The sequence below is a fragment of the Vibrio sp. 10N.261.55.A7 genome (genome assembly GCF_002877365.1).
Lineage (GTDB): Bacteria > Pseudomonadota > Gammaproteobacteria > Enterobacterales > Vibrionaceae > Vibrio.
Map to the genome: position 1 here is coordinate 1 of NZ_MCWZ01000117.1, position 5,271 is coordinate 5,271.

The 5,271-nt window shown below is 43.1% G+C and carries 5 protein-coding genes; all 5 read right to left on the reverse strand.

Annotated features, from left to right (window positions below):
* A partial coding sequence (locus BCU12_RS08430) for a phospholipase D-like domain-containing protein (RefSeq protein ID WP_102403895.1) occupies positions 1 to 1,326 on the reverse strand: 1,326 nt, incomplete at its 3' end.
* Between the two features lie 9 nt (positions 1,327 to 1,335).
* On the reverse strand, positions 1,336 to 1,995 hold the full coding sequence (locus BCU12_RS08435; RefSeq protein WP_102403896.1) for a potassium channel family protein: 660 nt from the start codon (positions 1,993 to 1,995) through the stop codon (positions 1,336 to 1,338).
* A gap of 1 nt (position 1,996) precedes the next feature.
* The gene (locus BCU12_RS08440; protein WP_102403897.1) at positions 1,997 to 3,082 is read right to left on the reverse strand and encodes an AI-2E family transporter; all 1,086 of its coding nucleotides are present in this window, start codon (positions 3,080 to 3,082) and stop codon (positions 1,997 to 1,999) included.
* A gap of 28 nt (positions 3,083 to 3,110) precedes the next feature.
* Positions 3,111 to 4,130 (reverse strand): DUF2955 domain-containing protein, encoded by a 1,020-nt coding sequence (locus tag BCU12_RS08445; protein WP_102403898.1) that lies wholly within the window; start codon positions 4,128 to 4,130, stop codon positions 3,111 to 3,113.
* Complete coding sequence (locus BCU12_RS08450; RefSeq protein WP_102403899.1) at positions 4,120 to 5,247, reverse strand: HlyD family secretion protein; 1,128 nt, start codon at positions 5,245 to 5,247, stop codon at positions 4,120 to 4,122. Before BCU12_RS08450 ends, BCU12_RS08445 begins: the two co-directional genes overlap by 11 nt.
* Positions 5,248 to 5,271 lie beyond the last annotated feature (24 nt).

The following is a 5,271-nucleotide window of genomic DNA, read 5'->3' on the forward strand; positions in this document are numbered from 1 at the left end:
TTTGATGTCGTCATCGAGCCAAATTTGTTTTTGCTCTTCTGACATAAGAAGTGTCGGAGCTGTGTGCATATCGATAACAGCTTGCGTAAAAAAGTTATCACTGGTTAATGCTGAGTTGGTGATTATTTCAATCGAACGCTCGGGGTCTTGATCCAACCATGCTTTGGCGACGTCTAAGTCTTTTTCTAGAACACCTTCATCTTTAAGCAATTCGGATTGTAAAAAGAGATACGGGGACACTATCCTAACCTTTTTTATGCTTTTATTGGAGTAGGCTATTCGTGCCAGTAACCCACTAATTGAATTAGAGTTCTGTCTTTTGTTGACGCTGTATTTTTCGACGACATCGGTGGCATTTAGATTATCTAACTCATGAGCAAACTTTGTGTCTGCCAAGGAAAACTCAGACGCCAGATAGCCTGATATACCACGGTACGCTTCATCGAACGTGTCGGAGGTCTTGAGTTCTTTAAGAGAAGCTTCCAAGTCATACATATCACGATTGTACGATAATGAAGTGTGTACCTTCTTATTTCCGGGTTTTGAAAACAACACAGAGTAATAGTATTCGGCAAGTTGACTCGGTGAAGTGAACTCAGTTGCGTTTACAGTTGGCCTAACGACGATCTCGATATCTTTAAATGCGTTGCGGTCATATTCGCCATGTTGATCAAGGCCATAGTAATGGAGTGAAACATTCCTTCCTCCTGTCACAACCCATCCACGCGCTGGATAAGCCCCATCTACGATAAGTAGCTTGTCATGTGAACGGTGGTTGAGTTTAGAGTCCCCTTTGGTCAAGGCATTGAATACAACGGCTTGAACTCTTGCTCGCTGGTTTGTCAGTACGCCATCGCGATCTTTAACATAGCCAGCCGACTCTGCGCACTGTAACAGTCCCTTTAAGCCTGAATTATTGAAACTGAATGAGCCAAGACTGTCGACCATAATACGGACATCGACACCTCGTTTAACCGCCGTGCAAAGAGCGCCTTGAATTGCCTTACCAGCCAGATCATCGGCGTATATGTAGTAAGTTAAATCTATGGTGTATTCAGCGTTTTCAATCAAATGAATCTTGGTAGCAAGGCTGTTTACCGCGTTTTCCGTACTCGTTCCTATCACACGGACTCTAGCCGGTTGTATAGGCAATGCCGTTTCTGAGGCTAATTTAATGTAGTCTCGATTAAGTTCATCAGCATCACGCCAACGTCGATCATCTAAATGTTTTGTTGTCCAGCTGTCCGTATGTGTGGGTGCCTCGGAGTTCAAAGAACCGCAAGCTTGAATCAACAAACAGCCAATAACAACCAATAAATTTTTCACTTTAATTCCTTAAGACGGATTAGCCTGACTTAATCGACTACTCACTAAGCTTGCAACCATAATTGCCATATAAAAACTGCCTAGGATTGATTCTATAAATACAAAAAACCTAGGGATAGGCAGAGCTGGGGAAATGTCCCCATACCCGACGGTCGTTAATGTAATAAAACTGAAGTAAGTCACTTCAAAAAGATTATCAATCCAGGGCTTTGGCTCAATTCCATTGAATGCTTCTGGAAACATCTCTAATTGAATGAGATAAACGATTGACCAACTCACGCCAATAAGTAAATAGACACAAATTGAACCAACCAACTGATTCCGACTGACATAGTCATTGAGCATGACTTGTTTGAGAGCACTGACCGTATGGGAGAGTAGGAAAAACAAAAGCGCGAATAAAGTGACAAGCGAAAGGTCATATTCATCAAGAAAGTTGAATCCTCCTGAAATCGCGGCCACAGATAACAGTACCCCATACCAGTTTCTATAGAATACTTTTTTTCGTTTCACTCCAACGATAGAAACAGCGAGACAAATGATGATGAGGGCAAGAATTAATGCTTGTCCCTCAGCAAAAAACTGTTGCATGAACGCGCTGACAAAAAGCAATCCAATCAGCGCGAAAAAGAGAAAGAAGAAGTTGTCGTCCTTTGACACCTTTTTCATCTTACTCCCCTTTTTTCAATTCTATTTTTTCTTCACTCGCTTCACTCTCTAGCCAAGCTATTAATAGTTGGTATGTGACACTTAAAACCACAGCGCCAACAAACAAACCAACAATGCCCGACATAGCCATACCACCTAGCGCCCCCATGAGAATGACCAGCATTGGAATATTACTGCCACGGCTTAGAAGAATGGGTTTAAGAATGGCATCACTACCACTCACTAATATCGACCAAATTAGGAATAGAACAGCGGTTGTGGTTGTATCAACAGAGAACACGTAAATGATCAGAGGTAATAACGCTAAGATGGGTGGTAATTGAATGATAGCGACGAGCATGACCAATAGCATCCAAAAACCTAAGGCCGGAATATCGGCAAAAAACATACCGATACCCGCCATAACAGATTGTATGAACGCCACGCCAATAACGCCTTGAACAACACTTCTCACCGTATTCTTAGAAAGAACAGTTAAGCTCTCTCCGTGTGCTCCAGTAAGTCGCTTCGCGATGAGAATAAAGGCTCTTTCGCATTTGTCAGCATTCGCCATAAATGCACCAGCAATGATGGTTGAAATGATAAATTGAATAAAACCACCACCAAGCGAACCTGCAAAGGAGGCAACTTTACCGACAACGATCTTAACCTCTTCACCATAATTAACGAATACACTTTCTATATTGGAATACGCTTGGTAAACAAATGCATACGCCTTTTCTCCAATAACAGGCCACTCTTTAATGCTCGCATCCGGCTTTGGAATCGCTATGGTTCCATCTTGGTAACCTGCTACCAGTTCAGAACCACTTGTATACAAACCGGTTGATATCGCAATCAGTGGAATGAGGAGAAGGATGACTCCGATAAACGCAAGCAAACCACTCGCTTTTCCTTTACCAATTGAAAAGCGATTGCTTGCCCATGTAACGATTGGGTAGAGTGCAGTGGCGATGATTCCCCCCCACACAACCAACAAGATAAATGGACGCAAAATGGAGAAACACCAAAATACGAGTATCGATATCGCAGCAATCTTAATAAAGGCATCAATCGCCTGATTTGAGAAGTTACCTTCAATTTTCATAAACGTTCCTTGTTATATGACATGCAGGCTATGGCTGCAGAGTTAAAAACTTCCAATTTCGTGTCTCTAGGAAAAACGAGACGAGAATCATGTATACGCTGATAATAAACAACTGAACCAATCGCACGATCATATTGCTATCTATCTCGCCAGAGCTCATTAATGTGCTCCCTAATAAAACAAGCACCGTGCTAAATGCTGTTGCGTAAATGGGGGCTTTATCAGGCTTAGTGTAGATTTGTGTCGCCATGATGATTGCCACTAAAGAGACAAACAGTGTGTAGAAAAGAATATTTGGAACAATGGAAAGAATCGTAAAGACGCCAATCGCCAATATCCCTCCAATCCCGTTACTGATCATGAGAAACGCACTTAATTTCACTGATTTTTCTGACGTAATCATCAGAGACAGTAACGCGATGAACATCATTGTTAGCAACGCTTCTGATATTTGAAAGACAAAGAAGAAGCAGACGACAGGAAACGATATGAGCATCGCTCTAAACGCCGCATACCAACGTTGTTGCTTGTTTAGTGGCGAGGCTTCGTAACCAGAGAATGTTTTGTTTTCTTCAGGAAGAAGGATATGTACTAATGCAAAAATGCCGACAGCGACAACGCCCGATGTCGTAAGGCCAGTCGCGAGAAACACCGAAATACCAGGATTAGATATCGCCATAAATGGCAACATTAGCACAGCCATGATTAGGATTGTGGCGAATAAATTCCATTTAGGATCGGTGAATAGGTAATAACCCCAAAGCATCATCAAACCCACAACGATCAATAGTGGTACGGGGTATTGCGTGATTCCATTCGATAGGAACAAGCCCAACGCCATGGTGACTATCATTGCAATCAACAATTCATAGATCGTTGCTTTATTGAGTTCTGACTTATCAATTAGAAACTTAGCAACGAAAACGGGAGCAATGAAGGCCAATGGCCAGTCAATCAAGGTGGCAAGGAAAACCGCAACACCAACACCTACGGTATAGCGTAAGATCCTGACTTGAATACGCGGATCATCTGCGAGTTTAGCGGACATAAGACATCCAACTAATGAATCGTATCCAAAACTTACCGATAGTGTTAAACACAAAATTGTCGCTGCTATAAACTATCACGTCGGCTTGGCCACCAACTCGTAATAAGCCTTGTGCATCTTTTGTGTTGAATTCAATCGAGATTGGCAACATCTGAGTTTGACGAAGCCATCCCGTTTGCTTATTCGCTTGAGCCAGTTTACCCGCTTGGTCATTCTGCCCCCAATCTATGCCCCACTCTACGCTCGATACCGTTCCTTTAATGACTTTCCCAGGTGCAAAATCTAATGCAACTTCAACCGCATCTCCAGCCTTGATGTTACCAAGGCTGTTCTCGCGAAAATAAGCTTCTATCCAAATACTTTCCGTCGAGACAAACGTCATCAACGGCTGACCCGCTGACGCGTAGAACCCTTCCGATAAGCTAAAGTTAGAGACCCCACCATCCGTTGGCGCTTTGATGACGGTTCTTTCTAGGTTTATTTGAGCTTGCTCTAGAGCCAGTAACGCGGCTTTTATCTGGCTATTATCTTCGCCATTCGCACCCAGCTGTTGTTTAGACTTTTCAAGATCAGCTTGAGCATTTTTCACTCCTGCCCTCGCACTTGCGAGATTCGCTCTTGCTTGGTCGGCATCCGATTGAGACACAACGCCACGTTCCGCCATTTCGAGAATTCGATTGCTCTGCAATTTAACGTTTTCTAAATCCACATTGGCGCTCGTCAAGCGAGCTTGCGATGCCGCAATGGTCGCTGTCTGCGCCCCAACATTTTGACCTGCTATTTCAAGGTTTTGCTCAGCTTGTTGAACGGCAATTTCATAATCTGCTGGGTTAAGCTTCGCTAGCACATCACCCTCTTTCACTGGCTGATTCGCGTTGACTAAAATATCAAGAACCTGGCCAGAAACCTGAGGTTTGATTGGAACGACATACCCCTTCACTCGAGCATTGTCTGTTGACGGTATAATTCGATCCGAAATGATACTGAACAATAATAGAGCCGCGACCGCTATAAGTAGATAGTTGGTTATCTTCCTGACTCGATTCGCCTTTCCGGCCGAATTCACTTCTTCCTTTGTGTCTGGTTGTTCCTTTTCCGCTTGAGTACTTTCAGGCATAACATTCCCTGTAATAAATTGATC